The 26,696-nt window shown below is 67.8% G+C and carries 24 protein-coding genes; 5 read left to right on the plus strand and 19 right to left on the minus strand.

Annotated elements, in window-relative coordinates; translation table 11 throughout:
• Positions 1-6: 6 nt before the first annotated feature.
• The 5 genes from RQI28_RS12865 to RQI28_RS12885 form a co-directional block, all read right to left on the minus strand.
• Positions 7-888 (minus strand): LysR family transcriptional regulator, encoded by an 882-nt coding sequence (locus tag RQI28_RS12865; protein WP_311222294.1) that lies wholly within the window; start codon positions 886-888, stop codon positions 7-9.
• Between the two features lie 88 nt (positions 889-976).
• Positions 977-2,152: an acyl-CoA dehydrogenase family protein gene (locus tag RQI28_RS12870; protein ID WP_311222295.1), complete on the minus strand. Its 1,176-nt coding sequence runs from the start codon at positions 2,150-2,152 to the stop codon at positions 977-979.
• Positions 2,149-2,541, minus strand: a complete 393-nt coding sequence (locus RQI28_RS12875) for a cupin domain-containing protein (protein ID WP_311222296.1) — start codon at positions 2,539-2,541, stop codon at positions 2,149-2,151. The genes RQI28_RS12870 and RQI28_RS12875 overlap by 4 nt, the downstream gene beginning before the upstream one ends.
• Positions 2,538-3,782, minus strand: coding sequence for a CoA transferase (locus tag RQI28_RS12880; protein WP_311222297.1), 1,245 nt, complete (start codon positions 3,780-3,782; stop codon positions 2,538-2,540). The genes RQI28_RS12875 and RQI28_RS12880 overlap by 4 nt, the downstream gene beginning before the upstream one ends.
• 172 nt (positions 3,783-3,954) lie before the next feature.
• Positions 3,955-4,923 (minus strand): tripartite tricarboxylate transporter substrate binding protein, encoded by a 969-nt coding sequence (locus tag RQI28_RS12885; protein WP_311222298.1) that lies wholly within the window; start codon positions 4,921-4,923, stop codon positions 3,955-3,957.
• Between the two features lie 254 nt (positions 4,924-5,177).
• Here RQI28_RS12885 and recQ point away from each other — a divergent pair, with 254 nt between their 5' ends.
• Positions 5,178-7,040, plus strand: a complete 1,863-nt coding sequence (recQ, locus tag RQI28_RS12890) for a DNA helicase RecQ (RefSeq protein WP_311222299.1) — start codon at positions 5,178-5,180, stop codon at positions 7,038-7,040.
• A 42-nt stretch (positions 7,041-7,082) separates the two neighbouring features.
• Here recQ and RQI28_RS12895 read toward each other — a convergent pair whose 3' ends face one another.
• The 6 genes from RQI28_RS12895 to RQI28_RS12920 all read right to left on the minus strand — a co-directional run bounded on the left by RQI28_RS12895 (position 7,083) and on the right by RQI28_RS12920 (position 13,687).
• On the minus strand, positions 7,083-8,015 hold the full coding sequence (locus tag RQI28_RS12895; protein ID WP_311222300.1) for a spore coat protein U domain-containing protein: 933 nt from the start codon (positions 8,013-8,015) through the stop codon (positions 7,083-7,085).
• The gene (locus RQI28_RS12900; RefSeq protein ID WP_311222301.1) at positions 8,012-10,441 is read right to left on the minus strand and encodes a fimbria/pilus outer membrane usher protein; all 2,430 of its coding nucleotides are present in this window, start codon (positions 10,439-10,441) and stop codon (positions 8,012-8,014) included. Before RQI28_RS12900 ends, RQI28_RS12895 begins: the two co-directional genes overlap by 4 nt.
• Entirely contained in the window at positions 10,428-11,252 is an 825-nt protein-coding gene (locus tag RQI28_RS12905) for a molecular chaperone (protein WP_311222302.1), read from the minus strand. Before RQI28_RS12905 ends, RQI28_RS12900 begins: the two co-directional genes overlap by 14 nt.
• Positions 11,246-11,818, minus strand: coding sequence for a spore coat protein U domain-containing protein (locus tag RQI28_RS12910; protein WP_311222303.1), 573 nt, complete (start codon positions 11,816-11,818; stop codon positions 11,246-11,248). Before RQI28_RS12910 ends, RQI28_RS12905 begins: the two co-directional genes overlap by 7 nt.
• 13 nt (positions 11,819-11,831) lie before the next feature.
• Positions 11,832-12,398 carry a spore coat U domain-containing protein gene (locus RQI28_RS12915; RefSeq protein WP_311222304.1) on the minus strand — a complete coding sequence of 189 codons (567 nt, stop codon included), beginning with the start codon at positions 12,396-12,398 and terminating at the stop codon, positions 11,832-11,834.
• A gap of 419 nt (positions 12,399-12,817) precedes the next feature.
• Entirely contained in the window at positions 12,818-13,687 is an 870-nt protein-coding gene (locus RQI28_RS12920; protein ID WP_311222305.1) for a gamma-glutamyl-gamma-aminobutyrate hydrolase family protein, read from the minus strand.
• Positions 13,688-13,879: 192 nt separating this feature from the next.
• Here RQI28_RS12920 and RQI28_RS12925 point away from each other — a divergent pair, with 192 nt between their 5' ends.
• Positions 13,880-15,916, plus strand: coding sequence for an adenylate/guanylate cyclase domain-containing protein (locus tag RQI28_RS12925; protein ID WP_311222306.1), 2,037 nt, complete (start codon positions 13,880-13,882; stop codon positions 15,914-15,916).
• Positions 15,917-16,054: 138 nt separating this feature from the next.
• A complete protein-coding gene (locus RQI28_RS12930; protein ID WP_311222307.1) occupies positions 16,055-16,411 on the plus strand; it encodes an HPF/RaiA family ribosome-associated protein in 357 nt (118 codons plus the stop codon).
• On the opposite strand, the gene RQI28_RS12935 is transcribed toward RQI28_RS12930, so the two are convergent.
• The 5 genes from RQI28_RS12935 to RQI28_RS12955 all read right to left on the minus strand — a co-directional run bounded on the left by RQI28_RS12935 (position 16,408) and on the right by RQI28_RS12955 (position 20,789).
• Complete coding sequence (locus tag RQI28_RS12935) at positions 16,408-17,256, minus strand: TIGR03915 family putative DNA repair protein (protein ID WP_311222308.1); 849 nt, start codon at positions 17,254-17,256, stop codon at positions 16,408-16,410. The two genes, RQI28_RS12930 and RQI28_RS12935, sit on opposite strands and share 4 nt — an antisense overlap.
• A 12-nt stretch (positions 17,257-17,268) precedes the next feature.
• Positions 17,269-18,573 (minus strand): putative DNA modification/repair radical SAM protein, encoded by a 1,305-nt coding sequence (locus RQI28_RS12940; RefSeq protein WP_311222309.1) that lies wholly within the window; start codon positions 18,571-18,573, stop codon positions 17,269-17,271.
• Between the two features lie 145 nt (positions 18,574-18,718).
• Positions 18,719-19,282: a DUF924 family protein gene (locus tag RQI28_RS12945; protein ID WP_311222310.1), complete on the minus strand. Its 564-nt coding sequence runs from the start codon at positions 19,280-19,282 to the stop codon at positions 18,719-18,721.
• Positions 19,283-19,361: 79 nt separating this feature from the next.
• A complete protein-coding gene (locus tag RQI28_RS12950) occupies positions 19,362-20,252 on the minus strand; it encodes an OmpA family protein (protein ID WP_311222311.1) in 891 nt (296 codons plus the stop codon).
• 69 nt (positions 20,253-20,321) lie between these two features.
• The gene (locus RQI28_RS12955; protein WP_311222312.1) at positions 20,322-20,789 is read right to left on the minus strand and encodes a DUF4398 domain-containing protein; all 468 of its coding nucleotides are present in this window, start codon (positions 20,787-20,789) and stop codon (positions 20,322-20,324) included.
• A 198-nt stretch (positions 20,790-20,987) separates the two neighbouring features.
• Between RQI28_RS12955 and RQI28_RS12960 the strand changes: the two genes are divergently transcribed.
• Positions 20,988-21,158 carry a hypothetical protein gene (locus RQI28_RS12960; protein WP_311222313.1) on the plus strand — a complete coding sequence of 57 codons (171 nt, stop codon included), beginning with the start codon at positions 20,988-20,990 and terminating at the stop codon, positions 21,156-21,158.
• Positions 21,159-21,243: 85 nt separating this feature from the next.
• On the opposite strand, the gene RQI28_RS12965 is transcribed toward RQI28_RS12960, so the two are convergent.
• Together RQI28_RS12965 and RQI28_RS12970 are read right to left on the minus strand one after the other, a co-directional pair.
• Positions 21,244-22,686 carry an ATP-binding protein gene (locus tag RQI28_RS12965; protein WP_311222314.1) on the minus strand — a complete coding sequence of 481 codons (1,443 nt, stop codon included), beginning with the start codon at positions 22,684-22,686 and terminating at the stop codon, positions 21,244-21,246.
• On the minus strand, positions 22,679-23,497 hold the full coding sequence (locus RQI28_RS12970; RefSeq protein WP_311222315.1) for a response regulator transcription factor: 819 nt from the start codon (positions 23,495-23,497) through the stop codon (positions 22,679-22,681). The genes RQI28_RS12965 and RQI28_RS12970 overlap by 8 nt, the downstream gene beginning before the upstream one ends.
• Before the next feature lie 71 nt (positions 23,498-23,568).
• On the opposite strand from RQI28_RS12970, the gene RQI28_RS12975 reads away from it, so the two are divergent.
• Complete coding sequence (locus RQI28_RS12975; RefSeq protein WP_311222316.1) at positions 23,569-25,542, plus strand: TonB-dependent receptor domain-containing protein; 1,974 nt, start codon at positions 23,569-23,571, stop codon at positions 25,540-25,542.
• A 116-nt stretch (positions 25,543-25,658) separates the two neighbouring features.
• Here RQI28_RS12975 and gap read toward each other — a convergent pair whose 3' ends face one another.
• On the minus strand, positions 25,659-26,660 hold the full coding sequence (gene gap / locus RQI28_RS12980; RefSeq protein ID WP_311222317.1) for a type I glyceraldehyde-3-phosphate dehydrogenase: 1,002 nt from the start codon (positions 26,658-26,660) through the stop codon (positions 25,659-25,661).
• Between the last annotated feature and the right edge of the window lie 36 nt (positions 26,661-26,696).

The following is a 26,696-nucleotide window of genomic DNA, read 5'->3' on the forward strand; positions in this document are numbered from 1 at the left end:
GCGGCGTCAGCCACTGCGCGCGGCAGCGACATCCAGGAACGTCTGCAGCGCAGGAACCATCGCCCCGCCGTTCCACGCCAGCACGCCGACGGTGGGGTGTTCCAGGTGGGCGATGGGCAGAAACCGCACGCCCTGCACGGCCGCCTGCGCCATGGAGGCGGGCACCAGCGCCACGCCCATGCGCATGGCCACCAGCGCCACCACGGTCAGCCACTGGCGCGTGGCGTGGCGGGTGTGCGGATGGATGCCCGCGCGGTGAAAGAGGGCGATCACGTTGCCGTGGTTGGCCGGCGCCACCTCGCGCGAGAACATCACGAAGGTTTCGTCGGCCAGCGCCCGTAGGTCCACCACCGCATCGCCCGCCAGCGGGTGGCCTTGCGGCAGGCAGGCCACGAAATGGTCCTGCGCCAACGGCAGACTGCGCAGAGGCGCCGGCACCGCGCTGGCGTTGATGAACCCGGCGTGCAGCTGCCGGTGCAGCAGCGCTTCGATCTGCTCGCCCGAGGACATCTCGCGCAGGTTCACCTCGATGCCCGGCGCCTCGTCGCCGAAGGCGCGCACGATGGCCGGCATGTCGCGGTAGACCATGGAGCCGGTGAACCCGATGTCCAGCCGCCCGCGCTGGCCGGAGGCCACGGCGCGCGCCGCGTCGCCCGCCCGATCCACGCGGTCGAGCGCCACGCGCACCTCCACCTGGTAGGCCATGCCCGCAGGCGTGAGGGCGACGTGCTTGCTGGTGCGCTCGAAGAGCTTCACGCCCAGCTCGTCCTCCAGCGCCTTGATGCCCGAGCTGAGCGGCGGCTGGGTGATGGCCAGGCGCTCGGCCGCCCGGCCGAAGTGCAGTTCTTCGGCCAGCACGGCAAAGTAGCGAAGCAGATGCAGTTTCATGGCGGCGATGATGCCAGCGGGGCCCGCCGCCAGGAAGGCGCCGGCACAGCCCGCGCCGCATCCGTGGCCGCAGCCGTAGCCGTGGGGCTCAATACGACTTCGGCAAGCCCAGCACCTTCTCGGCGATGAAGCACAGGATGAGCTGCGGGCTCACCGGCGCCAGGCGAGGTATCCACGACTCGCGCAGGTAGCGCTCCACGTGGTATTCCTTGGCGTAGCCCATGCCGCCGTGGGTGAAGATGGCGCGTTCGCAGGCGTGGTAGCAGGCCTCTGCCGCCAGGTATTTGGCGGCATTGGCTTCGGCCGCGCACGGCAGGTGTTGGTCATAAAACCAGGCAGCTTTCTGCACCATCAGGTGCGCGGCCTCCAGCTCCATCCACGACTGCGCCAGTGGGTGCTGGATGCCCTGGTTCTGCCCGATGGGGCGGCCGAACACCTCGCGTTCGTTGGCATACCCTGCTGCCCGCGCCAGGGCTGCGCGGCCCAGGCCCACGGCCTCGCTGGCGATCAGGATGCGTTCGGGGTTCAGGCCATGCAGGATGTACTGGAAGCCCTTGCCTTCCTCGCCCACGCGGTCTTCCACTGGAATGCGCAGGCCGTCGATGAAAACCTGGTTCGAATCGACGCACTTGCGCCCCAGCTTGTCGATCTCGCGCACCTCCACCGTGCTGCGGTCCAGGTCGGTGTAGAACAGGCTCAGGCCCTCGGTGCCGCTGCATTCCTCCACCGGCGTGGTGCGCGCCAGCAGCAATATTTTGTTGGCCACCTGCGCGGTGCTGATCCAGACCTTCTGGCCGTGCACCACGTAGTGGTCCCCTTTGCCGCCTTCGCTGCGCACGGCGCGCGTCTTGAGCTTGAGCGTGTTCAGCCCGGTGTTGGGCTCGGTCACCGCAAAGCAGGCCTTGTCGGTGCCTGCGATCAGCGGCGGCAGCCAGCGTGCCTTCTGTTCCTCGGTGCCGAACACCACCACCGGGTGCAGGCCGAAGATGTTCATGTGTACGGCCGATGCGCCCGACAGCCCGGCGCCAGTGGCCGAGATCGTGTGCATCATCAGCGCAGCCTCGCTGATGCCCAGGCCCGCGCCACCGTAGGCCTCGGGCATGGCAATGCCCAGCCAGCCGGCGTCGGCCAGCGCGCTGTGAAAGTCGTCGGGAAAGCCGCCTTCGCGGTCGCGGCGCAGCCAGTAGTCGGCGTCGAAAGGCGCGCACACGCGCTCGATGGCGTCCTTGATCTGCGCGTGTTCGGGAGTGAGGGCGAAGTTCATGCGGCAGGCCGTATCACTTTGCCGGGCGACTCGCCGTAGGGCGGGCTGTAGATCACCAGCAGCTTCACGGGCGTGTTGCTGGTGACGGTGAAGACATGCATCTGGTCGGCCGGAAAGAAGCACATGTCGCCCGGCACCATGTCGAAGGCCTCGCCCGCCACTTCGGCGCGCGCCGTGCCTTCCAGCAGGTAGCACGATTGTTCGATGCCCGGGTGCGCGTGGGGCAGGGCGCCGCCGCCCTTGTGCAGCGTGCCCAGCAGCACTTCCATCTGCTGCGCGCCGACGGTTTCCGGGCCGATCAGGCGCTGGTTGAAGGTGTGGTGGTGGTTGGCGGGCTGGTAGCTGGGCACGTCTGCGGTGCGCACCAGGTAGCGGGGCGTGGATGTCATGCGGGTTCTCCGGTGGATGCGAGGCAGGCGCCTTGCGCCAGCAGGGCTTCGATGTGGGTGGCGCTGTAGCCGGCCTGGGCCAGCAGTGCGCGGGTGTGTTCGCCCAGCTGCGGTGCAGGGGCCTGTGTGCGTGCCGGTGGTGTGGCCGACCACCGCGTGGGGTGGGCCATGGCGTGCATCGGCCCTTCGGTGGGGTGCACGCTGTCGTGCAGAAAGCCGGTAGCGCGCAACTGCGCGTTGGTCAGCAGGTCGGCGGGCGAATTCATCGGCATGTTCGGCACGTCGGCCGCCCGCAGCAGCGCCTGCCATTCGGCCGTGGTGCGGGTGCGCAGCAGGCGTGCCACCTCGGCATAGACGGCGTCGATGTGCGCGGCGCGGGCGCTGTGCGTGGCAAAGCGCGGGTCGCGCGCCAGGCCTTCCGATTCACCGATGGCGGCGAAGAAGCTGCGCCAGTGCTTGTCGTTGTAGATCAGCACGCAGAGCATGCCGTCGGCCGTGGCGTAGGGTTTGCGGTGCGCGGTCAGCAGGCGCGCGTAGCCGGGCTCGCCGAGCGGGGGCTCGAAGGTCAGGCCCGCCATGTGGTCGCCCAGAATGAACTGCGCCATGGCTTCGAACATCGGCACCACGATGGCTTGGCCCAGCCCGGTCTTTTCGCGTGCATAGAGGGCCGTCGTCACGGCGTACACCGCATGCAGGCCGGTCACCCGGTCCGACAGCGTGGTGGGCGCATAGGAAGGCTCGGGCGCGCCGTACTGCTGCATCAGCCAGGGGATGCCGGTGGCGCCCTGGATCAGGTCGTCGTAGGCGGGCAGGGCGGCGTCGGGCCCTTCCTGGTCGAAGCCGCAGCAGCTCACGTGGATGATGCGCGGGTTGCGCGCGCTCACGCTCGCATGGTCCAGGCCCAGCCGTGCGAGCGCCTGCGGGCGCACGTTGCTGATGAGCACGTCGCAGCCTTCTGCCAGCCGCAGTGCGGCCTCGCGGCCCTCGGGGTGCTTCAGGTCCAGCGCGATGCTCTGCTTGCCCGCGTTGGCATGCAGAAAGATGTGGCCCATGCCCGCATGGCGCATGGGGCCCACGTGGCGCATGTTGTCGCCCTCGGGCGTTTCCACCTTCACCACGTCGGCGCCCAGCTGCGCCAGGATCTGCGTGGCAAACGGGCCCATGATCACCGAGGTGAGGTCGAGCACGCGCACGCCCGCCAGCGGGCCGGTGCGAGGAGCGCTCTGTGTGTTGTGGGTCATGCTGTTGTCCAGTGCGGCTGACATTGGCAGAAGCCGACGCAACCGGCGCGGCCCAAGCCAGCAGACGCCGCGCAAGGGCCGCCCCGCCGCGCTGGCGTCGTCCCCCTTCCCGCAGCGCGCAGCGTTGCGAGAGCAAGGGGGAAGCGGCAACGCCGCTCAGGGGGATGTCGTTTCATTCCGGTTTGATGCCAGCCTGCTGAATCAGCGTGCGCCAGTGCGCGAGCTGCTCTGCCACGTACTGGGTGAATTCCTCGGGCGTCTTGCTGGGCCACACCTGAAAACCGATCTGCGCGAGCTTGTCCTGCGTGTCCTTGTCGGCCAGCACCACTTGCAGTTCGGCATTGATGCGGTTCACAACGGCAGGCGGCATGCCCGCGGGGCCGAATATGCCGTTCCAGGATGTGAGGTCGAACCCCTTCACCGTCTGCCCGATGGGTGGCACGCCCGGCAGCAGCGGCGAGGGCTGGGTGGTGGTGATGCCCAGCGTGCGCACCTTGTCGGTCACCAGCATGCTCTTGCCCGATCCCAGGTCGGCCACGTACACCTGCACCTGCCCGCCGACCAGATCAGTCATGGCTTGGGGGCTCGACTTGTACGGAATGCTCACGATGTCCACCTTGGCGATGTGCTTGATGCTTTCCATCGCTACCAGGGAGGTGCTGTTGGGCGTGGCGTAGCTCAGCTTGCCAGGGTGAGCGCGGGCGTAGTCGATGAATTCGGCCAGCGTATTCGCCGGCACGCTCGGGTGCACGGCCAGTGCGAAGGGCAACTCGCCCACGCGGGCCACGGGGGTGAAGTCCTTGATGGGGTCGTACTTCAGGTTGCTGTAGAGCGCCGGGTTGGCCGAATGCGACGTGTTGGTCGTCATGAACAGCGTGTAGCCGTCGGGCTTGGCCCTGGCCACGATCTGCGCGGCCACCTGGGCGTTGGCGCCGGGCTTGTTGTCCACCAGCACCGGCTGCTTCAGGCGCTCGGCCAGCTTCTGGCTGACGGTGCGGGCCACCGCGTCGGTGCCGCTACCGGCGGCGAACGGAACCACCATCGTGATGGGTGTGCTGGGGTAGGGCTGCTGCGCCCAGGCGTGCAGGCTGGCCGCCGCCACGCCGCAGGCTACCAGCGTGGCGCGGAAAATTCGGTGCATGTCTTTGTCTCCTGATGTGGTGTCGATGCCCCTGTGCCGGGGTTCTGTGCATCTTGGTCGCGCCAGCCATTCGCGTCCAATTGAATAATCGGACTGATCCATTCGCGTTGCGAATCGTTGGGCGCCAGGGTTCGCTCGGGGGCGGCGACAATAGGCGCTGTTTCTGCCTGCGTTTCGGCGCGGCTATAAGCCAAATTAGCCTCCAGCGCTTATGTATCAAGCGCTGGTAGCTATCAAAAAGAGAGTATTCCGGTTTGTCTCCCGCGCATTTCGTCCTGCACGACGTCTTTGGCTATGACCAGTTCCGCGGCCCGCAGCAGGCCATCGTCGAGCATGTGATCTCCGGCGGCGACGCCCTGGTGCTCATGCCCACGGGCGGCGGCAAGTCGCTGTGCTACCAGGTGCCCGCCATCGTGCGGCGCGATGCGGGGCAGGGCGTGGCGATCGTGGTGTCGCCCTTGATCGCGCTCATGCATGACCAGGTGGGCGCGCTGCACGAGGCGGGGGTCGATGCCGCCTTTCTCAATTCAACGCTCGACTGGCAGCAGGCGCAGGAGCTGGAAAAGCGCGTGGCGCGCGGCGACATCACCATGCTGTATGCCGCGCCCGAGCGGCTGACCACGCCGCGCTTTCTGGAGCTGCTGGACGGCCTGCACCAGCGCGGCCAGCTGTCGATGTTCGCCATCGACGAGGCGCATTGCGTGAGCCAGTGGGGCCACGACTTCCGCCCTGAATACCGCGCACTCACCGTGCTGCACGAGCGCTATGCGGGCGTGCCGCGCATCGCGCTCACCGCCACGGCAGACGAGCTCACGCGCGCCGATATCGTCGAGCGGCTGCAGCTCGAAGGCGCGCAGCATTTCGTCAGCAGCTTCGACCGGCCGAACATCCGCTACCGCATCGAAGAGAAGAAAGAGCCGCTCGCCCAACTGCTGCGATTCATCGAGCGTGAGCACCCCGAAGACGCGGGCGTGGTCTATTGCCAGTCGCGCAAGCGGGTCGAAGAGATGTCTGCCGCGCTGGTCGATGCGGGCCTGAAGTCGCTGCCCTATCACGCCGGCCTGCCGTCTGAAGTGCGCCAGCAGAACCAGGATCGCTTCCTGCGCGAAGAAGGCATCGTGATGGTGGCGACCATCGCGTTCGGCATGGGCATCGACAAGCCCGACGTGCGCTTCGTCGCCCACGTGGACATGCCCAAGAACATCGAGGGCTACTACCAGGAAACCGGCCGCGCCGGCCGCGACGGCCTGCCCGCCGATGCCTGGATGGCCTACGGCCTGCAGGACGTGGTCAACCAGCGCCGCATGATCGACGAGAGCCCGGCGGGCGAGGAATTCAAGCAGGTGATGCGCGGCAAGCTCGATGCGCTGCTGGGCCTGGCCGAGGCCACCGACTGCCGCCGCGTGCGGCTGCTGGGCTACTTCGGCGAGCCGTCAGCGCCCTGCGGCAACTGCGACAACTGCATCAACCCGCCGGCTGTGTGGGACGGCACGGACGCGGCTCGCAAGCTGCTCTCGACCATCTACCGCGTGCACGCCGCCAGCGGCCTGACCTTTGGCACCGGCCACATCATGGACATCGTGCGCGGCAAGGACACCGAGAAGGTCAAGCAGTTCGGGCACGACAAGCTCTCCACCTTCGGCCTGGGCAAGGATTACTCCGAAACCCAGCTGCGCGGCGTGCTGCGCCAGTTGCTGGCGACCGGCGCGGTGGGCCTGCACAAGGTGATGCTGGAGAGCGGCCACAGCTTCGACACGCTGAGCCTCACCGATGGCTCGCGCCCCGTGCTCAAGGGCGAGATGCCCGTGCAGCTGCGCGAATCGACCGCTAGCGCGCCGGCCAAACGCACGCGCCGCAGCACGGCACCGCCGGCTGCCGCAGCCAACCTGGGGCCGGATGCGCAAGCCCGCTTCATCAACCTGAAGGCCTGGCGCGCAGAGGTGGCGCGCGAGCACAACCTGCCGGCCTACGTGATCTTTCACGACGCCACGCTGGCGGCGATTGCCGAGCGCAATCCGGCGTCGCTCGATGATCTGCAGGGCATTACCGGAATGGGCGCGAAGAAGCTGGAAGCCTACGGCGCCGATGTGGTGCGCGTGTGCGGCTCAAGCGCCTGACACGCCGCACAGCCATCGATTTCAGTCTTTGTCGGCCCGGATTCAGAACTGCACTTCGACCTGCACGCTGTCCTGGTACAGCCCGGGCGGCACTGCGGGCTGGTCCGGGTAGATGGTGGCGGTGTAGGGCAGCGTTTGCGCAGTGATGCCGTCGGCCACGCCCACGCCGGGCACGCGGTTCGCAGGGTCGGTGCCCCACACGCCTCCGCCGGGTTTGAACACGTCGTAGGCCAGCAGATTGCCTTCGGCAGACAGCATCCGCCGGCGCCCTGCACTGGGCCGCCCGCCCGCGGTGATGCCTACCGTGTAGAGCAGTCCCCGGGTGCAGGTCAGCGTGAGGTTCTGCGTGACGGAGCTGAATGCGCCGGGCAGCGGTGCGGAGCCGAAGTGGATATCAGGTGCAGTGATGGCGCAGTCGTTCGTCACCACCAACTGCACGGTCAGCGGCCGGTTCACGTTGCCGTTGCGCGGAACCCCCAAGCAGAGGTTGCCCAGGCCCAGCAGGCCTTCGCAGATGTTGGCGTACTCCCAGTTGACGGTGATGGTGTCGGTATAGGTGCCCGCCGGCACGTTGGCGCCGGCCGCCGTGGTGATGCGCACGGGCAGCGTGGCAGCGTTGTTGCTGAGCAGGCCCAGCACCGCCAGTCCCGACGCGTTGATGATCAGCAGTCCCTGCGTGTAAGAGGCGCCGCCCATGTCGGTGAGCTGATACGGGATCTGGTGGACTCCGTTCTTGAGCGTGAGGTTAGTGGTGCCGGAGACGATCTTCGTGCGCAGCGTAGGCGTGCCCAGCGCCGACAGCACGATGCCACCGCACGTCAGCGTGAAGTTGGCCGACGTGCCGATCACCGGCCCCTGCCGCACGCGGAACGACGACACCGTGCCCAGCGAGCCTCCGGTTTCCGCTGGCACGCAGTCGGCGCGAACGTCGGACAGGCCAGCCGCCAGGGCGATCAGGGCCAGCGCGGCTTTCATGTGCGCTGCCCCGGTGCGGCTGCTGGTTCCGGGTCATTGGCTCCAGGGGCAGCCTTGTCGGTGGAACACGTCACCAGCAGGTCGCGCGCGGCGGCATAGGCCGCCTCGTCGAATGCAGCGCGGCAAGCCGGCCCACCGCCGGGAGGCTGCACCACCAGCGTGTTGCGGGGGTGCAGTCGGGTGAGGTAGACCACGCCGTCCCAGCCCACCACCGAAGGCACCTGCCCTTGCTCGTGCAGCACCGCGCTGCCCGGTGGCAAAGGGCGGCCTTGCGTGTCCAAAAGGGTGATGGTGGCAGTGCGCATTTTCAGCACGGGCAGCGAGACGAAGGCGCCCATGCCGCGCGGTACCGCCACCTGTTTTTCCATCGCTGGGGCGTGCATTTCTGCCGGCATCTCGAGCGTGTTGAGGGCGTAGCGCCCGTTGTAGTACGAAGTCACGTCGGTCACCAGCAGGTAGCCGCGGTCGTCTGTGCGGCCGACGGGCTGATGGTCATACATCACCTCCACGTTCGGCACGCCCTCGGTGGACACCAGCGCGAAGCTGTCGGTGATGCGGTTGGCCGCAAACCCGTAGCCGTCCATCAACCCCAGCGAGCCGGCGACGCCCGCCCACTGCGACGGCGCCCCCGGTGTGCCGAACACACCGGCCTGCGCCAGCAGCTTGCGGCTGCGGTGCTGCACGGCCGCCTGGCTGTAGCGGGACTGGCGCTCGCTGGTGATCGACTGGCTGGCGTTCCAGCCCCAGCCGCCATCGGTCGGAATGCTCTGCTGGTAGCTGGCCTGTGCCTGGTTGCGGCCGCCGGCGCGGGCCATGGAAACCTGGGCCGACGAGTCGGCGCCGACCAGGTAGGTCAGCTGCAGGCGAAGCTGCGTATCGCCCGTCTCCAGCGTGCGGCCGGCCGTCACCGACACGAACATGTTGCGCTGCACGGACGTGCTGTAGCTGGCATAGGCCAGGCGGTTGCGGTCGTTCATGGCGCCACGCAGATCCACCCAGCCGAGGTTGAAAGTGCCGACGCTGGTGTTCAGGTGCGTGTTGATCTGGCGGGCGCGCCGTTGCAGGCGAAAGCCGTCGCGCGCGGCGGTGCTGGCGTCGCCATAGCCTGCGGTGCGGCTGAGTTGCTGCGCGGAGATGCCGCCCAGGCTGGAGTCGTATTGGTAGCCAAGGCTGTATTGCCAGCCCTGGCCCTGGCCGCGTACCTGCCCGCGCGTGGCCGATGCCGACGCCACGCCCCACTGGCCCAGCCGGTTCATGGTGCCGACGCCGAGCACGGCCAGATCCCGCCCTGCCTGCGCCTGGCCTTCCAGCGTCCAGCGGTCGCTCATGCCGCGCCGGTAGACGCCCGAGCCCAGCGTCTGCCCGTAGGCCAGGTTGCGCATACCGAAGTCGCGCCGCAGCGCCCCCAGCGAGAGTGAATAGTCTGTCCAGCCCGGCCGCAGCAACTGGCTGCTGACGTAGAACGGCACGTCGGTGCTTACGCGCCGGCCCAGCGCGTCGGTAGTGACGATGGACGCCACCCCGCTGCCCGACACGGTAGGCAGCCCGCCCAGCGTGAACGGCCCTGGCGCCACGTTTTGGCTGGTCGAGCGGAAACCGTTCACGAAGACGTCGACGGCAGAAGGCACGGCCGCCTGGCCGGCGAATTCGGGCAGCGGATAGGTCACCAGATCGGGCCGGGTGGCGAAGTTGCGTGACCATTGCACACCGCCAAGGCGCACCGAAGTGGACCAGGGCAGGGCGCCGGTCACCATGTCGCCCACAGTGACCTCCGTTGCGGTGACCGGGTCGGTACGTGTCCAGCGGGTGTCGTAGCGCAGGTAGCCCGACTGCCCCCCGCCATCGGTGCGGCGGTATAGCCCGCTGTGCGATGCGATGCCGAGCGGGCCGAAGTAGCGCTGCTCTGACCAGACGGCAGTCGATGTGGTGGTCGACGGGCGGCCTTGCGACCGCTGGGCGTAGACGTCGTAGTTCAGCAGCCACCCGCTGCCCGCAGACAGCTGCAGCGGCTCGCGTTCTTCCGGCTGCAACGACTGCGCGGGCAACCAGGCGGGCGGCACCTGCACGGCCAGGCGCTGGTTCGGGCCGTCGTAGCGTGCGGAAACACCGGGCAGGCTTTCCACGGCTACCCGCGTGCCCGCTGGCTGGTCGGTGTGGATGTAGAGCTGGCGCAGCATGGCGGCATCGATGGCGTGGTGGTCAGGGCCGTGCTGCGTCACTTCAACGACTTCGCCGTTGCGCTGGCCGTTGACGATGACCTCCAGGTACAGCGTGATCGGCCCATGCCCCGCCAGGCCCGCACCGGCCGGTGGCGCAGGGGGAAGGGCGGGCAGTGCTCCGGCGCCCAGCCAGTGCGGCAGGCAGGCGGCCAGCACCAGCCAGCGGCCGGCGCGCGTGACAGAGGTGGGCCGGTCATTGCGCTGCACGTCGCAGGATCGCCGCCCGTCCGTTGACGGCGGCTTTCAGCAGGAAGTTGCCAGAGGGCGCAGTGGGCAGATCCCACTGCCGTTCACTACCGGCCAGCACATAGCCGAGAAGTCCCGGGTTGACCGAGATTTCAGTGGCCGCATCCGCAGCCTGCCAGCCCACCGCCGTGATCCGGCCGTGGGCCGGTCCGTCGTTGCGCAGCACCAGGCGATGCACCTCGCCCTGACTGTTGATGCGCCAGGACACATCGGGCTCCAGCATGCGCGTGGGCTCCGATCCGACGGCGGCCATTGCGGCGGCCGACATGCGCGGGCCGATTGCGCCCGTCCCATAGATGAACAGCGGGATCGCATAGCGCACCTGCAATTGAACGCCGAGCGCGGCCTGCGGTGCGTCGCTGCCGTGCTGCGTGTCCGGGGGGCGCGGCAGTTCGTCGACGATCACGCGGTAGGCATCTTCCGAAAGCGGCGCAGCCGGCCCCATGGCCATCAACCGCACCATCTGCCGCGCGCCGGGGGCGATGTCGGTGATGGGTGGGCTGGCGATCACGTCCTTTTGAGAGGCGAACTGGTCGTCGCCCTGGTCCTGCGTCCATCCCATCACCCGCACCTGGACCGTGACCGGCTGCAGGCCGCGGTTCTCGATCCAGAGGGCCACGGCGCGCTGGCTGCCTGCAATGACCGGATCCACCGGCCAGATCATCAACGGCGCGGCGGCGCGCGCGGGGGCTGCGGCGATTGCTAGCAGGCAGGCCGCTGCCAGCAGGCACCAGCCCAGACCCGCCAGTCGATGCAAGGCGCCGTTCACCATGTGAGTGTCACCTGCACCGTATCGGTGTAGATGCCTGCAGTAAGGCCCGTACCGGGCAAATTGGCGGTACCGATGATGGGAAGGGCCGTGGCAGTGGCTCCCAGCGGCAGGTCAACTACGGCATTGGGTGCCAGCGGCACCGTGGCTGCGCTGACAAGTGCCAGCGAGTAGGGCACATACCGGCCTGCGTTGTTGGACATGCGCCGCTGCGCGCCCTGCGCGTGCAGTCCCGCATTGGTGCTGATATGGGCGGTAGTGCCAGGCGTGCATTCGATGCGCGCCTGCAATGTCATGCCGCCCCCCGCCATGGCGGTGGAGGTGACTGCGCCCACAGCCGGATGCGTGCCGAAATCCACGCCGCCGAAAGAAACGCCCGCCGTCTGCTGTGGTGCGCCCGACACCACGCAGCCGCGCACGACCGACGCCGACACCAGCACTGTGGCGGTGGTGGGAATGGAGGCCGGCACGACCCCGCTGCTGCCCGCAAGCAGAGCGAGCCCCAGCGAGCATCGCGCCGCTGCGGTGCGCGCGAGCGCACCCCTTCCACGGGTGGTGGTTGCGAACATGACGCCCTCCTGTTCAGAAGGTGAGCGTGATTTGCAATTGGTCGGTGTAGGTGCCTGCAGGCAGAGCTTCGGGCGTGGTCTTATTGACCAGCCCGAAGATGGGCAGCACGAATGCGGCGCCGGTGATCGGAATGGCGATGCCGGTCACGGCCGAAGACACCGGGTAGGGCGTGGAATGACCTGCGTCGCGGTAGATGTCGTAGGCCAAAAAGGCTGCACCATTGCTCATGGCGCGCTGGCCTACGCCCGAGGTCCCTTGCCCAGCATGATTGCCCCCGCTGACCGCGATGTTGATGGCTGTCAATTCGGGCGAGCACACGACCTGCGTGGTGCCACCGCCCTCGCCGCCGGTGGCCACTGCCGTGGCCGTGCCGATGAAGGTGGCCGGGCGCACCCCGAAGTCCAGCGTGCCGAAGTTAGCGCCGTTGATGGTGCCCGGGCCGCCAAAGATGATGCAGCCCGAGGTGAGCGTGATCTGGGAATTCAGCTGGCCCGTGATGGCGGCAGCCGGCGCAGCGAGGCCGAGGCTGAAGGCGCCGATAGCGATGACCGCTGCACAACGCCGCACGCGTGAGCGCACGCGATCGGCCGGTGGGAGTGTCGAGACACGGGGGGAATGGGAATCCGGGCTGGCTCGCATCGCTTTCTCCTGATGAAGGGAAGAAAAACCGGAAGGCACCGAGCAGACGGGCCGGATGGACAACCCAGCGCTGCTTACGAACCCAAAGGCCCGTGCCTTGCCGACGCTAACGACAACTGACCGCCTGGAGCATTGGCGCGGAGCGAGAAAACGAGGGGATTGCAGGCTTTAGCAGTTGCAGGCCCGAGTTTCATTCGCTCTCGCAGCCACTGCTTGCAGGGCTGGCAGGTTGCCACTCTTTGCACACTGCCGCACTCGCTGAATGCAGTCATTGCAAAACCAATGGAAATCCTTAACCCTGCCCCTTGCTTTATGACAAGTTTTTTGTCACCCCGACTTCGCGGGTAGTTCTTTATACATCAACGCCGCAGCAAAAGGGCTTGTCGCAGCAGCCGCGATGCACGGTCGCGGATCTGGAATGGACTGTGCCCTGGCGCCGGGCGCACCTTGGCCACGGAGCAGGCAGCCAGAAAATCCTGCAGGATCGGCGTGTCGTCCAGCGCCACTGCGTCCTTGGCGCGAAACTCTGGATGCCACTGCGTCGCCGCGATGTAGCCCTTGCCCCGGCTGGGCCGGCGGCGTATGGCCTCGGGCACGCCATCCGGGTGGCTCCACGCTTCCACGTCAAAGCCCGGAGCGAGATTCTTGATGCCCTGGTGGTGAATGCTGTTAACCACCACACGCTGCTGCTTGGGGTACATGGCCGACAGGCGCGTGCCTGGCACCATGTCGATCTCGTGAAAGTGCTGGTCGTAGGTGACGGCGTTGCGGTGCTGCTGCGCGCCCGGGTGTTGCGTCTCGATGTCCTGGTAGAGCGTGCCGCCGAAAGCCACGTTGATCAGTTGCAGGCCCCGGCATACGCCGAAGATGGGCTTGCCCGCCTGCTCGAATGCCTCCACCACCGCCAGGTCGTACAGGTCACGAATGCGGTCGCCCAGCCATGCATCTTTCAGCGGCTCCTCGCCGTAGCTGCCCGGCCACACGTCGGCGCCACCGTGCATCACCACCCCGTCCAGCCACTCGGCATAGTGCGCCAGCGTCACGTCGCCCCGCGCGGTTTCGCCTGTGGGGCAGGGCACCATCACCACCATGGCGCCAGCGGACATGATCCAGTGCGCGATGGTCTGCTCCACATACTGGAGCGTCTTGTTGGTGAAGAGAGAGCGTGCCGGGTCTGCATGAGAAAAGCAGGCCGACAGACCGATCTTGAGGCGTTTCGATGAAGTCATGAGGAGCGGATCGCATGCCGGCTGTTCCGACACAAGAACCGGGCTCGGGCGTCTGGGTGGTCGAAAGCAGGATTCCGCGAAGCTGAATACATCGGGCAGTTGTAACCGCAAAAGGCGCGTCCAGCTGTAGGAGCCGGCCCCTGGGGGGCGTCGGCTACTTGGTTCACGCCAGCCGCGCCATACTGCGCAGCTATGGCCCTTTCGCTGCGCTTTCCTGCCAACGTCGTTCGTCGGTGGTGGCCGAGCCGTCCCGACCGTCCCCTGCCGCCCTTCGCTGCGACGGTGGCGGTGGGTGCGCTCGCGTTGCTGCTGGTGTGGGCACTCAGTCTTACGCGGCCCTGGGCCGGGCTGGAGATGAAAGTGTTCGACGTCTTCACCACCCTGTCTGCCCCCGGCCGCAGCAGCGTGCCAGTGGTCGTGTTGGCTATCGACGAACCCACCTTTCGGCAAGTGCAGCATGCATGGCCGTTTCCGCGCAGCATGCATGCCCGCCTGCTCGATCGCCTGCACGCTGACGGCGCAGCGGCGGTGGGTTTCGACGTGCTGTTTTCCGAGCCTTCGACGGAAGCGGAAGATGCGGCTTTCGAGCGCGCCATCGCTGCAGCATCGTCCGTGGTGCTGGCGTCTGCACGCGAGCCCGTCGCCAGCGCAGGTGCTGCTGCGGCTGCCTGGGGCGAGGTGATGCCGCTGCCGCGCTTTCTGGCGGCCGGCGCGGTGCCGGGCGACTCGCTGGTGCAGCCCGATGACGACTTCGTCGTGCGCCGGGCCAATGCGCACGTGAACAGTTTTGCCGGCAAGCTCGCGGCGCTGGCCGACGCCCGCGCCGCGCGCGAAAATCGCGCGGCTGCCCCTTCCGAATTCGTGGTCTATCGCGGCCCCCGCGGCACCTTCGAGACACGGTCTTACTACGAGGCACTGTTGCCCGGGGTGCTGCCACCGGGCTTCTTTCGCGGCAAGATCGTGCTGATCGGTCGCTCTGCGCTGACGCCAGTCGAGCTGGGACATGCGCAGTCCGACCTGTTCAACGCACCCTTCGCATTGCTGGGCGGTGAGCGCCTTTTCCCGGGCGTGGAATTGCAGGCCACGCTGATCGACAACCAGCTTACCGGCGCACAGCTGCGCAGCGTGGACACCGGCTGGTCGCCTCTGGCGCTGATGCTGACCTTGCCGCTGCTGCTGGCCGCAGGCTGGCGCTGGCCTGCAGCTGCCGGCCCGCTGGCCGTGCTGCTGGCGGGGGCGATGGGCTTCGGGTCGTGGCTGCTGTTCCAGCGCGGGCTGTGGTGGCCGCCGCTCTTTCCCGCCGGGGCCGTGCTGGCGGCTTATGGCGCTGCGGCGCTGCTGGCTTATGCCGTGGCCCGGCGCCGCGCACGGCTGCTTCGGGCGCGCTTTGCGCAATACGTGCCGCCGGCCGTGGCAGCGCGCTTGGCCGCCGACCCCGGCCGGCTGCACCTGGGCGGCGAATCGCGCGAGATCACGCTCATGTTCACCGACCTGGCGGACTTCACCTCGCTGTCCGAGCGGTTGAGCCCGGAGCAGACAGTGGACGTGCTCACCGCCTGCTTCAACGCCATGGTGCCGCGTGTGCATGCGGCTGGCGGCACGGTGGACAAGTTCATCGGCGACGCGATGATGGCCTTCTGGGGAGCGCCATTAAATGATGACCGGCAGGCCGAGCGCGCGGTGCGTGTGGCCATCGAGCTGCAGCACGCCATGCCGCTACTGGCTGCGCAACTGGCCGCGCGCGATCTGCCGCCCGTACAGCTGCGCATCGGCCTGCACACCGGGCGCGCGGTGGTGGGCAACGTGGGGTCGGAGCAGCGTTTTGCCTACACCGCGGTAGGCGACGCGGTGAACCTGGCGGCGCGGCTGGAAGGCGCCAACAAGGCTTTCGACACGGGCATTCTGCTGTCGGCCGCCACAGCCGCGCAGTTGCCGGCCGACATCACGCTGCGTGTGCTGGGCGACATCACCGTGCGTGGCCGCACCGAGCCCGTGCGCGTGTTCACGCCCTGCGCTGACGAGGAGGTGTGCGTGCTCAGCGCTGCCGCGTTGCACAGCCTGGATGCGAGGCAGTGGGATGACGCCGAGATGCGGCTGCGCGCGCTGCTGGCCCGGCTACCGGGTGACGCTGCCGCGGAGCGCCTGCTGGAGCGGCTGGCGCACTTGCGCAGTTTGCCCGCTGATGCGACCGAGGCGCAGGGCATGTCGGCCTTCATCGTCAATGCGTGACGGCCAACGTGCACTGTGGCACAGGTACCCCATGATTCGAGTGAAGCGAAAAGCAACCGCGCGCAAGCAAACGCAAATACTGATTGAAGTGTGGGGGGGTGACCCCACTCTGCAGGTTCAAACAACAAGGAGCCGCTCATGCAAGTACAGGTACAGACCGACGATCACATCGATGGCAGCGAGGCGATGAACCGCTGGATCCAGGACGAGACGAATACCCGGCTGTTACGGTTCCGCGACCACCTCACGCGGGTGGAAATCCATCTGTCTGACCTGGACGCCGGCAAGTCGGGCGGCGCCGACAAGCGCTGCAGCATTGAGGCACGTGCCGCCGGCCGCCCCCCGCTGGCAGTCACCGCCGATGCGGAGAAGGTGCCTGAAGCCTTCACTGCCGCCATCGACAAGCTCGCCCGTGCCCTGGACAACGACTTGGGCCGCCTCAAGGACAAGGCAGGCCGCGAAACCATTCGCACCGCCGACGGCAGCGTCGTTTAGCCGACCTTGGGAATGCGCCGATGCGGCTCAGTGCCGCCGGCGTGAACCATGCGCGCACTGCGTTCATACGCGCCCCGGGCCAGTGAGTCGATCAACGCGGCCTCGGGCAGATTCTTCCAATAGCGCGTAGGCATCTCGCGCCGCATCATCGCCAGCTTCAACCGGGCCGGATTGAAGGTGTGCTGGTAATACGTCAACCAAAGCGCCTCGCCCGCATCGGGCGGCGGCGCGTCGGCGCGTGTGGCGCCGGGGCCGATTTGAAGCGCGTCGCCGTCCCAGCGCAGGCTGCACTCGGGCGTCAGGATGGCCCAGCGCATCTGCGTGAAGCGCTGAACGAAGAACGCGGCGTTGGCCTCCGCGATGTGGTGATCAGGCTCGAACCACGCCACGTGCAAAGGCTGTTCTTCTCCATCGTCCACCGCGCGAAAGCGCACGAAGGCGCGCATCTTGTGCATGTCGCGCCGCACGGCCGCCGCCATGCGCTGCATGCGCGACAGGTCGGCGTCCAGCGTGTCGTGCCGCAGCGCCGGGTCGTGCGCCAGGCGCCAGAGGGCGCGGTACAGCAGGGCATAGCGGTCGGGGTCGCTGTGCAGCGCCACGTGCCCACCCAGGGTGATGAAGGCGCGGGGTACGCGCGCGGCGCTGGTGGTATCCGCAGCGGTGGCGAAGGCATGCGCTGGCTCGCCTTCCTCATGGCTATCGCCGCCAAACAGATCGGTTTCCGCCGCACCTGCCACCTGCCAATGCACTTGCATGGGTTCCAGCCCGGCCTGCAGGCAGGTGCGGGCGGCGTCGCGAAAGCCGGCCCAGTCGGCAGCGTGGCGCAGCGTGACGGAATGCGGCATGCCTGGCGCACCTCAGGCGAATAGCGACGCTTGAACTGGCGGTGGCGCCAGGTGGGCACGCAGGCGCACCGGGTCGCGCAGCCGGTCGATGGGGCGATGGTCCACCACGGCGACGAAGGGCAGCACCTTGCCCAGCGGCACGTGCAACGTTCCTAAATCGGCATGGCGCAGGCGGCGCACGCGGCGCGCGGACAGCAGCTTGTCCACGGTGCGCACGCCCAGGCCGGGCACGCGCAGCAGGCGCTCGCGTGGGGCGGTGTTCAGGTCGACCGGAAACAGCTCGGGGTGGGCGATGGCCCAGGCGAGCTTCGGGTCCATGTCCAGCGACAGCATGCCCGCCGGTGCGTTCGCATCGCCAGGCGCGGCGGGCGGCACGATCTCGTCGTGTGTGAAGCCGTAAAAGCGCATCAGCCAGTCGGCCTGGTACAGCCGGTGTTCGCGCACCAGTGGCGGCGCGGTGAGCGGCAGCGCGCGCGATGCGTCCGGAATGGGGCTGAACGCCGAGTAGTACACGCGGCGCAGCCCGTAGCCGCCGTAGAGCCGGGCGCTGGTGGCCAGAATGGTACGGTCGTCGGCCGCGTCGGCGCCCACGATCATCTGCGTGCTCTGCCCACCGGGCGCAAAGCGTGGGGCTTCGGCGCGGCGCGTGCGCCCGGGCATCGATATGACTTGCGCCGCGCCGCCCCGCTGCTGCTGCGCACGGGCTTGCTTGGCTTCGTCGATGTGCGTGGCCAGCCGGCCCATCGAGCGTTGGATGGCCGCGCCGTCTTTCTCGGGCGCCAGCGCCGCCAGGCCTTGCTCGGTCGGCAGTTCGATGTTGATGCTCAGCCGGTCGGCATAACGGCCGGCGCGCAGCAGCAGCTCGGGCGACGCATCGGGAATGGTCTTCAGGTGGATGTAGCCGCGAAAATCGTGCTCTTCGCGCAGTACGCGGGCCACTTCCACCACGCGCTCCATGGTGTAGTCGGGCGTCTGGATGATGCCGCTGGAGAGAAACAGCCCCTCGATGCAGTTGCGCCGGTAGAAGTCGAGCGTGAGGTCGACCACCTCCTGCACCGCAAAGCGCGCGCGGGGCACGTTGCTGCTGATGCGGTTGACGCAATACAGGCAGTCGTACTGGCAGTAGTTGGTCAGCAGGATCTTCAGCAGCGAGATGCAGCGCCCGTCCGGCGCGTAGCTGTGGCAGATGCCCGCACCTTCGGTGGAGCCGATGCCCCGGCCGCCCACCGAGTTGCGCGATGACGTGCCGCTGGAGGCGCACGAGGCGTCGTACTTGGCGGCGTCGGCCAGGATGGCGAGTTTGGATTCGGTAAGCACTGTGATAATTTACAGTGTTTCCGCCAGACGTGGGCGCCAAGGCCCTTTGGCCGCCGTTGTCTATTTGCTATTGTTTTAATAGCTACTGGCGCTTGATAGATAAGCGCTAGAGGCCTATTTGACCTTGATTTCTTCAGGGCGGCGTTCAGAACCCGCTGCCGGGCTCTTGCAGAAAGGCGACTTCCTCCGGCGTCGATGCGCGCCCCAGCGTGGCGTTGCGGTGCGGAAAGCGCCCGAACCGGTCCACGATCACTTGGTGGCGACGGGCGAAGTCCAGATTGTTGGCATTGCCCAGGGCGGTGAAGAGCCGCACCGATTCCGCCTGCAGCCGCGCAGATTCGCTGTGCATGAAGGGCATGTACAAGAAGGCACGCTGCTCTGGCGGCAGCGCGGCGTCCAGCCCCTGCGCGATGGCTTCCTGCGCCAGCACCAGCGCCATGCCGTCCTGCGCAAAGGCCTCGGGCTGGTTACGCAGCAAGTTGCGCGAGAACTGGTCGAGCACGATGATTTCGGCCAGCCTGCCGGCGGCGTCGGTGCGCCAGGCCGCCAGCTCGCCTTGCGTTGCCTGCGCGTGCAGGGCGCTGAAGCGGTCGCGAATGGCGGCGTCGAAGGCGTCGTCCTTCTGAAACCACTGCGCGGGCGTGGATTGTTCGAACCAGAAGTGCAGAACGTCCTGGGCGGTGAGGGTCGTTGTCGTCGTATCGGTCATGGCGGCAGTATGGCGAAGACGTAAAAAACCCCGCGCCGGCATGGGGCCGGCGCGGGGTTGGGGGCGCAGTGGTGGTGGATCAGCGGCCGCGCAGATTGCCCTTGTCGTCGGCAATCACGATTTCCACGCGGCGGTTCATCGCACGGCCTTCAGCCGAGCCGTTCTCGGCCACGGGGTAAGTCTTGCCATAGCCACGGGCCGTGATGCGGTCGGGCGTCACGCCGCGTTGCACCAGCGCGCCTTGCACGGCCTGAGCGCGGCGCTCCGACAGTTCCTGGTTGTAGGCATCGCCGCCCACGCTGTCGGTGTGGCCTTCGATGATGAGCTTGCGGTCCGGGAACTGGCGCAGGAAGTTGGCCAGCTTGTCCAGACGCGGGCCGGCCTGGGCCGACAGTTCGGCCTTGTTGAAGGCGAACAGCACGTCACCCAGGGTGACCAGCAGGCCACGTTCGGTCTGCTGCGCTTCGATGTCGCGCAGTTGCGCTTCCAAAGCGCGCACACGGGCTTCGTTTTGGGCGGCGCGCTGCTCGGCGCTCATTGCCTGCATTTGCGCCTGCTGGGCGCTGCGGGCATTGGCGTCGGCCTGCAGGCGGGCTTGGGTCGCCTCGCGCGTCAGGCGCATGCGCTCGGCGTCGGTGCCGGCCTTCTTGATGTCGGCGTCCAGCTGGCGGGCGCGGGCGGTGTTGCTGGCGATTTCAGCGCGCTGCGTGGCCAGGTAGGCCAGGTGGTTCGCTTCGGCGGCGTCGTTGTCATCGGTCCAGACGCGGTCGGCGCGGGCCAGCGTGTCGGTGGCGGACTTCAGCTCCAGCGGGGCCAGGCGCACCACATCGGCATTGGTAGCGGTGCGGTTGACGGCCGTGCGGGCTTCTTCCACGGAGTTGAGCGGCGCGCGGTTGGCGCAGCCGGCCATCAAGCCGGCGGCGAGCAGAGCGGCGGCCAGGACAGGGGTGCGGCGAAGGATGGGGTGCATGGTGTTCCGTTCTTGAATGAGGGGGCGGGCAGAAAGCTGCCCGGTGAGTGCCAGGGTTAGGCCGTGGGTTTAGCGCACGGGAGCCATCGGCGCTGCGGGTGGCGCAGGCGGGGCCATCGGGGCTGGTGGTGCCATGCCTGGTGCCGGCGGCACGGGGCGCACGACTGGCGCGCGGCGTTCGATCTCGGTCTGCAGGCCGCGGATGCTGCCTTGCACCTGCTGCAGCGTATTGGCGTTGTTGGCAGCGTCGGCCTTGGTCTCGGCCACGCGGGCGTCGGCTTCGGCTTCGGCGGCATAGCGGCGGGCCATGTCGTAGTTCTTGTCGTTCATGGCCTTTTCCGCCATCGTGACCTTGTCGCGTGCGCGCTGCAGTTCCACCGGGGCGTTCGCCACCACGGTCGCTTCGGCACCCACGCGGTTCACGGTCGAGCGGCTCACAGCCAGTTGGTCGACAGGCGGGGGAGTGGACGAGCACGCTGCAAGCGCTGCCAGAGCCAATACGGCGGTAGAGGTTCGGAAAAAGGTGGCGGTCTGCATGGTGAAAAGGCTCCTGAATCGGTACAACAGGTTGCAACGCGGAACAAGAGGCGTGCGCTGCAACAGCGGTATCCGATTGTTGGTGACGTCTTGTTGCGGGGGCGTAGGCTCAGCGCAGCACCCTCCGTGGGCGTTGTCTTACGGTCGGCCCGATGAAAAGGAACGACTCGTTCCATCGCCCAAGCTCGGCAAACGAGTTTGTTTGCGCGATTTCTGCAAGTGCTGGCCGACCGGGTGGTGCAGGAGCGCCTGGCCTGCGTGGGGGTGGAGTCGGGCACGCTGCCCGTGGTGGAATTTCAGACGCTCTTGAAGGCCGATGCTGAGCTGGCTGGGCGCATCGTGCGCGGCGCGTGCGTGCAGATTGATTAATGATTTGCTATTAAATATATAGCTATCTGCGCTTGATGGATAAGCGCTAGAGGCCGAAAATACTTCAAATCCAGGTGTCGGGCCGTCAACCCGCTACACCGGGCAGATGGAGCGTCGCACACAGCCCGCCGTCGGGTCGGTTGGTCAGCACCAGCGTGCCGCCTTGCGCCTGCACGCATTCGCGGGCAATCGACAGGCCCAGGCCGACGCCGGGCCGATCCGGGCTGCGGGCGCTGTCGAGTTGGTGAAAAGGCTCAAAGACCTGTTCAAGCTGCGCCGCAGCAATGCCCGGGCCGCTGTCGATCACGCGGATCTGCAGCGTTTGCAGGCTCTCTTCAGCCTCGATCACCACCGCCGTGCCCGCGTGGTGCAGCGCGTTGTCGGTCAGGTTGACCAGCGCGCGCCGCAGGGCCAGGGGCTGGCACGCCCACGTCAGCGGGCCGGGGCTGGCGTGCACCGACACGGGCTGGCCCCGGCGCTGGTAGCGCGCGGCCAGCTCGTGCAGCAGCGCCGCGATGTCGATGCGCTCGGCCGTCTCGGCCTGGGCGTCGGCGCGGGCGAAGTCCAGGGTGGAGGAGACCAGCGCCTCCAGCTCGACCACGCTGGCCAGCAGGCCGTGCCGCAGGTCGGGCTCGCCCACCAGTTCGGATTGCAGCCGCAGCTCGGTCACGGGCGTGCGCAGGTCGTGGCTGATGGCGGCCAGCATGCGGGTGCGCGCATCGCGGTGCCGGGCGATGCGGCGCTGCATGGCGTTGAACTGGTGCGTGAGCTCGCGCGCCTCGCGCGGGCCGTGCATGGGCAGCGCGGGCTGCTCGCGGCCATATTCCACGCGGGCCGTGGCCTGGATCAGTTCGCGCAGCGGCCGCACCAGCCGCCAGGCCAGCCACAGCGCGGCCGCCAGCACCGGCAGGATGCTGGCGGGCAGGGTGTAGAGCAGCGTGGAAGACCAGTCGTAGCGGCCTTGCAGGCGCAGGTCGGCGTTGATCCAGCGCGGGGCGCCGAGGCGGTCGCTGCTGCTGTCATGGCTGCCGCCGGGCAACGCCAGGCTGGCGCGCAGGTGCAGCGGCTCCCAGGCCGCCAGGCTCAGCAGCCCTGCGCGGGCATTTTCACCCGAGGCGCGTTCCAGCTGCATCCATACGCCGGCCGCAGCCGGCAGCCCCAGGCGCTCGCGCAACTCGGCGGCCAGGCGCAGTTCTTCGGGCTGCATGGCAAAGGGCGCAAGGGTGGGTGCAGCGCTCAGCCACAGGCGCGCGGAGGGCGATGCTTGCAGCGCCAGCAACTCGGTGCGGCGGGCGTCGTCCGGCCCAGGTCTGCCTGCCAGTGCATGCGCCGTGGCCAGGGTGGCCAGCGCCTGTTCGCGCGAGATGGGGTGGATCAGCGCGCCGGTACGCTGCAGCAGCGCCATGGCGATGAAGTGCGACGCCAGCAGCGCGCCCACCAGCAGCAGGCCGAACTGCCAAGCCAGCCCCATCGCGCGCGGTGCCGGTCGGGCGTTGTGCGTGCCGCAGCCGGCCGGCAGATCAGCCACCCAGCGGCTCCGCCCGTTCTGCCCGCACCACCAGCGAATAGCCACCGCCACGCACCGTGCGCAGCAGGGTGTCTTCGGCGGTGCCGCCTTGCAGGCGCGTGCGCAGGCGGCTGATCTGCCGGTCGATGGTGCGGTCGAAGGCGGCCTCGCCCTGGCGGCCCTGGGTGCGCGTCAAGTCGAGCAATTGCTCGCGGCTGAGCACGGCGCCCGCGTGGTGCAGCAGCACTTCGAGCAGGCGCGCCTCGGCATCGCTCAACAGCCGCGCCGGGCCGGCGGGCGGCCGCAGGCTGCCGCGCGCCGCGTCGAAGTGCCAGCCGGCGAAAGCGAAGCAGCGGCTGTCTGGCGCGCGGCCTGGCCGGAGCTGGGGTGCCAGGGCGGCAGCTGCCGTTGCAGTGGCGCCGCGCCGCCGCAGCACGGCGCGAATGCGCGCCAGCAGCTCGCGCGGATCGAAGGGCTTGATCACGTAGTCGTCCGCGCCATGCTCCAGCCCGCGCACGCGGTCGTCCACTGCGGCGCGTGCGGTCAGCAGCAGCACGGGCACGCCGTGTTCGGCCTGCACGCGCGCACACAGCTGGCTGCCGTCGCCGTCGGGCAGCATCACGTCCAGCACCACGGCGTCGAAGCGGCGCAGCTCCAGCAGGCTGAGCAGGGTGCGCGCGTCGGCGGCGGTGTCCACCTCCATCCCTTCGCGGCGCAAAAAGGCCGCCAGCGGCTCGCGGATGCGCGGGTGGTCGTCCACCACCAGCACCCGCAGGCGCACGGGTGCCGCACCGGGATCGGCGGCGGTCGGCAGGGTGTCCGGGGCTGTCACAAGCTGTCCAAAAACGTCAGTTGCTGATGATTACGATTCTCATTTTCCAACAATAAAGAGGGAGGGTTGTCATGCGCAAGGCTTCAACCGGGCAGCAGGTGGTGTGGGCGGTTTTGATGGCGTTGTCGGGCACGGCCCAGGCGCAGGCCGCCGCAGGGGCGCCCAACGAGGGCGACATGGCCACGCTGGGCGGTGTGGTGGTCACGGCCACGGGCTTCGAGCAGCAGGTCGAACAGGCGCCGGCGTCCATCAGCGTGATTCAGGGCGAGGAGCTGCGCAAGCGGTCGTTCCGCGACCTGACCGATGCCTTGCGCGACGTGGAAGGCGTGGTGGTCAACGGCAACAGCAACGAGACGGACATCTCCATTCGCGGCATGCCGGCTGACTACACCCTCATTCTGGTGGACGGCAAGCGCCAGGGCCTGCGCGATGCGCGCGTGAACGGCAACCGCGGCTACGAGCAGAGCTTCATCCCGCCGGCCGAGGCCATCGAGCGCATCGAGGTCGTGCGCGGGCCGATGTCGTCGCTCTACGGCTCGGACGCGATCGGCGGCGTCATCAACGTCATCACTCGCAAGGTGCGCAAGGCGTGGGGCGGCTCGGTCGGGCTGGACTACACGGCGCAGCAGCACGGCAAATTCGGCAATGCCGCCCAGAGCCAGTTCTACCTGGCCGGCCCGGTGAAGACCGACGTGCTGGGCCTGCAGCTCTGGGGCCGCCAGCTCAACCGCCAGGCCGACGACGACGTGCAGACCACCGAGGGCTTCACCCGTGCGCGGCACCGCGACCTGACGGCGCGGCTGGCCATCACGCCCTCGGCCGCGCAGGACATCCTGATCCAGGGCGGCATCACGCGGCTGGACAACGGCGACGGCCCCAGCGCCAACTGGGCCACGCGCGAGCAGGAAAACGACCGCGACCACGCCTCCATCACCCACAAGGGCCGCTGGGGCTGGGCGTCGTCCGAGGTGTCGCTGGCGTGGGAACGCGGCTCGCGCTGGGGCCTGAGCGACGGCACGTCGGCCACGCAGGATGCGTTTTCGCAGCGCAAGCCCGAGGTCAGCAACCGCGTGTTCGACGCCAAGCTGGTGGCGCCCGTGGGCGCGCACATCGTGACCGGCGGCGTGCAGTGGAACAAGACAGAGCTGGAAGACTGGAACGAAGGCCTGGGCGACCGCGTGCGCAGCCGCTTCGGCGTGGCGCAGAAAGCGGTCTTCGTGGAAGACGAATGGTCGCTGACCGACGCATTGCGCCTGACCGGCGGCCTGCGGCTGGACCACCACGACCAGTACGGCACGCACGCCAGCCCGCGCCTGTATGCGAACTGGCAGGCGACGCAGCAGTGGACGCTCAAGGGCGGTGTCTCGCGCGGCTTCAAGACGCCCGAGATCCGTGCCGTGATTCCGGGCTACGCCTATCTGCGCCGCAACCGCTTCGTGATGCTGGGCAACCCCGACCTGAAGCCGGAAACGAGCACCAACTATGAAGTCGGCGCGCTGTGGTCCAACCGCGGCAACCTGTCGGCCGGCGCCACGGTGTTCTACAACGACTTCAAGAACAAGCTCTCCACGGTGACCACTACCAACCGCTGGAACGGCTTCATCGTGATGGACCGCGTGAACCTGGACAGCGCGCGCATCGCCGGGCTGGAGTTGCATGGCACCTGGCAGGCCACGCGGGCGCTGGCCTTCAAGGCCAACTACACCTACCTCGATTCAGAGCAGAAAAGCGGCGCTAACCGGGGCGCTCCGCTGAACCTGACGCCCCAGCACACGGCCAACCTGCGCGCCGACTGGAAGGCGTCGCCCCGCCTCAGCTTCTGGAGCGCCGCCAACTACTACGGCAAGGAATACGGCACCACGGTAAACACCGGCGCCGTGCCGGCCTACACCATGGTCGACCTGGGTGCGAGCTACCAGTGGAGCCGGGCGATGACGTTCAATGCTGCGCTCTACAACCTGGGCGACAAGCAACTGGACGCCGCCACCTACGACAAGACCAGCTACGGCCGCCGCCTGTGGCTGGGCGTGCACGCCACGTTCTGACGCCGGCGGTCCATGAAAAAAGCCCGGGGCCTGCAAAGGCTCCGGGCTTCTTTTTTGATAGCGCCTCACGCTTGCTGCATAAGCGCTAGAGGCCTATTTGCCTCAAATTAATGACTTTACTTGCCAGCGATCACGCGGACCATTTCCAGGCACTTGTTCGAATAGCCCCACTCGTTGTCGTACCAGGCGACGAGCTTGACGAAGGTCTTGTCCAGGGCGATGCCGGCGTCGGCGTCGAAGATCGAGGTGCGGGTGTCGCCGCGGAAGTCGGTGGCCACCACCTTGTCTTCCGTGTAGCCCAGCACGCCCTTCAGCGCGCCTTCGGACTGGGCCTTCATCTCGGCCTTGATTTCGTCGTAGCTGGCTTCCTTTTCCAGCTCCACCGTCAGGTCGACCACCGACACGTCGGAGGTCGGCACGCGGAACGACATGCCCGTCAGCTTCTTGTTCAGCTCAGGAATGACCACGCCCACGGCCTTGGCAGCGCCCGTGCTGGATGGAATGATGTTTTCCAGAATGCCGCGGCCGCCGCGCCAGTCCTTGTTGCTCGGGCCATCCACCGTCTTTTGCGTGGCGGTGGCCGCGTGCACGGTGGTCATCAGGCCGCGCTTGATGCCCCACTTGTCGTTGAGCACCTTGGCCAGCGGAGCCAGGCAGTTGGTGGTGCACGACGCGTTCGACACGATGGCCTGGCCGGCGTAGGTGGCGTGGTTCACGCCGAAGACAAACATCGGCGTGTCGTCTTTGGACGGGGCCGACAGCAGCACCTTCTTGGCGCCCGCGTCGATGTGCTTTTGCGCGGTGACCTTGTCGAGGAACAGGCCAGTGGATTCGATCACCACGTCGGCGCCGACTTCGTTCCACTTCAGGTTGGCCGGGTCGCGCTCCTGCGTCAGGCGAATCTTCTTGCCGTTGACGACCAGCGTGTTGCCTTCGACGGAGACTTCACCGTCGAAGCGGCCGTGCACGCTGTCGTACTGCAGCATGTACGCCAGGTAGTCCGGCTCCAGCAGGTCGTTGATGGCGACCACTTCGATGTCGGAAAAATTCTGCACGGCCGAGCGCAGCACGTTGCGGCCGATGCGGCCGAAGCCGTTGATGCCAATCTTGATCGTCATGGTTTGTCTCTCCAAAGTTGCAAAGTTGAAAAACTG

Origin of the sequence: Acidovorax sp. WCS2018Noco2-16, from assembly GCF_031843945.1 — a bacterium.
Lineage (GTDB): Bacteria > Pseudomonadota > Gammaproteobacteria > Burkholderiales > Burkholderiaceae_C > Paracidovorax.

Coding starts and splice junctions, on each gene's coding strand:
- RQI28_RS12865 (WP_311222294.1), bottom strand. CDS start 888: ATGAAACTGCATCTGCTTCGCTACTTTGCCGTGCTGGCCGAAGAACTG.
- RQI28_RS12870 (WP_311222295.1), bottom strand. CDS start 2,152: ATGAACTTCGCCCTCACTCCCGAACACGCGCAGATCAAGGACGCCATC.
- RQI28_RS12875 (WP_311222296.1), bottom strand. CDS start 2,541: ATGACATCCACGCCCCGCTACCTGGTGCGCACCGCAGACGTGCCCAGC.
- RQI28_RS12880 (WP_311222297.1), bottom strand. CDS start 3,782: ATGACCCACAACACACAGAGCGCTCCTCGCACCGGCCCGCTGGCGGGC.
- RQI28_RS12885 (WP_311222298.1), bottom strand. CDS start 4,923: ATGCACCGAATTTTCCGCGCCACGCTGGTAGCCTGCGGCGTGGCGGCG.
- RQI28_RS12895 (WP_311222300.1), bottom strand. CDS start 8,015: ATGAAAGCCGCGCTGGCCCTGATCGCCCTGGCGGCTGGCCTGTCCGAC.
- RQI28_RS12905 (WP_311222302.1), bottom strand. CDS start 11,252: ATGGTGAACGGCGCCTTGCATCGACTGGCGGGTCTGGGCTGGTGCCTG.
- RQI28_RS12910 (WP_311222303.1), bottom strand. CDS start 11,818: ATGTTCGCAACCACCACCCGTGGAAGGGGTGCGCTCGCGCGCACCGCA.
- RQI28_RS12920 (WP_311222305.1), bottom strand. CDS start 13,687: ATGACTTCATCGAAACGCCTCAAGATCGGTCTGTCGGCCTGCTTTTCT.
- RQI28_RS12925 (WP_311222306.1), top strand. CDS start 13,880: ATGGCCCTTTCGCTGCGCTTTCCTGCCAACGTCGTTCGTCGGTGGTGG.
- RQI28_RS12930 (WP_311222307.1), top strand. CDS start 16,055: ATGCAAGTACAGGTACAGACCGACGATCACATCGATGGCAGCGAGGCG.
- RQI28_RS12935 (WP_311222308.1), bottom strand. CDS start 17,256: ATGCCGCATTCCGTCACGCTGCGCCACGCTGCCGACTGGGCCGGCTTT.
- RQI28_RS12945 (WP_311222310.1), bottom strand. CDS start 19,282: ATGACCGATACGACGACAACGACCCTCACCGCCCAGGACGTTCTGCAC.
- RQI28_RS12950 (WP_311222311.1), bottom strand. CDS start 20,252: ATGCACCCCATCCTTCGCCGCACCCCTGTCCTGGCCGCCGCTCTGCTC.
- RQI28_RS12955 (WP_311222312.1), bottom strand. CDS start 20,789: ATGCAGACCGCCACCTTTTTCCGAACCTCTACCGCCGTATTGGCTCTG.
- RQI28_RS12975 (WP_311222316.1), top strand. CDS start 23,569: ATGCGCAAGGCTTCAACCGGGCAGCAGGTGGTGTGGGCGGTTTTGATG.
- gap (WP_311222317.1), bottom strand. CDS start 26,660: ATGACGATCAAGATTGGCATCAACGGCTTCGGCCGCATCGGCCGCAAC.